At 28.4% G+C, this 1,500-nt stretch carries 2 protein-coding genes; both read left to right on the forward strand.

Features of this window, described 5'->3' with window-relative positions:
• Positions 1-146 precede the first annotated feature (146 nt).
• Entirely contained in the window at positions 147-695 is a 549-nt protein-coding gene (locus tag CQA76_RS08840) for a hypothetical protein (RefSeq protein WP_137623010.1), read from the forward strand.
• 13 nt (positions 696-708) lie between these two features.
• A complete protein-coding gene (locus tag CQA76_RS08845; RefSeq protein WP_137623011.1) occupies positions 709-1,407 on the forward strand; it encodes a hypothetical protein in 699 nt (232 codons plus the stop codon).
• The last annotated feature ends 93 nt before the right edge of the window (positions 1,408-1,500 follow it).

Genomic DNA, 1,500 nt, shown 5'->3' on the forward strand with positions numbered 1-1,500 from the left:
AAATATATTAAAAAAATAAAAAACTTTTAAAACACTAAAAATTCATTATAAGTATTACTAAATATCTATAAAATAGAACTTTTAAAAATTTGATTTAAAATTATCATTTATGATAGAATTAAACTACATTCTACAAAAGGAGAAACATGTTTAAAAAGTTATTTAGTGTTGCAACTTTAGGTGCTTTATTGGCAAGTTCTGCTTTCGGGGATGATTTTCTAGCTAAAGTCAGTAATGGTACACTCAGTGATAATAGTGCAGGCGTTAAAGTTCTTAACCTTAATGAAATGAAAGATGTTAAGGGTGGTCTTTCAATACGACAAGCTTATCATTCAGCCTATGTCAATAGTTATGGACAGCGTTTAAATTATACAGAGTATTGGCAAGTATTGCCAGATGCATATGAAGAAAAAATAGGAGCAATTAAAGTTTTAGATACTGATAAATACAGCACTACTGACTATCAAAGCTTTAAATGGTTTACCTCTTTAGATCCAAAAAATGAGATTGTAACGATTATGGGTACCTATGATTTTAAAACTCAATTAGTGTATGCACAATTTATTATCTATAATACAAAGACAAAAACGCATAGAACTGTCGGCAATCATCCACTTGCCAATAAAATATTTAATGCTACTAAGCAAATGGTTGCATATTATGTTTACAATAATCGTTATATACCTATAAGATAGCAAAGGATTAAAAATGAGTTTAGCTTCTAGAGTAGATCAATATAATCACGAATTGACTTATTTATGGGATATAGGCCCAAAGCCTGTTGAAAGCGATCCTAGTAGTGCAGAATTTAGTCAACTTTTGCAGGATTTAAATTCTCAAGCTTCTAAATCTTGCGCTAAAGATAATTTTGATTATTTAAAATTAGGAACAATAAGTAAAGAACAAGCTTATAGTTCTCTTAAAAATATTAGCGAAAAAATGGATGAAGTGATAGAAAATGTAAAAAATCAAGGAGATGAAGTTCTTTTTCAAAAGTTAAGTTTATTAAAAAATTTTCATTTTAAAAATGCACTTGGAGCTTATGCTACAACCCTAAATAGTCTTGAAAATGAGACCAATGGACTCACTTCTTTAAATTTAAAAGACTTAGCCAAAGAACTTAAAAATATAAATGATAGTTTATCAGTTTCAAATATGATATTAGGCGGTGTTGCCGATATAGCTGAAGTTTTCTTTGCTATGGCTGGTGTTACAGATGTGCAAAATGATATTAATATACTAAAAAAATATCATGTAGATAGTCAAACACAACTAGAACTTAATAACGGAACGATTTTAAGAGTGGGTGCTGTTCGTGAAATGGCGCAAAATATAGATTCTAAGATTTCAAAGATAGCCGAAGATAAAAAGAATTCTTTGTTGGAAACTTTACTTCAAACAATTTAATTTCACAATTTTAAATTTTGGAATAGAATTTGCTATTTTATTCCAAAATAAATAAGGATTAAAACAATGTTAAATTTTAATACAGGCTTTGGC

Origin of the sequence: Campylobacter aviculae (assembly GCF_005406215.1) — a bacterium.
Lineage (GTDB): Bacteria > Campylobacterota > Campylobacteria > Campylobacterales > Campylobacteraceae > Campylobacter_D > Campylobacter_D aviculae.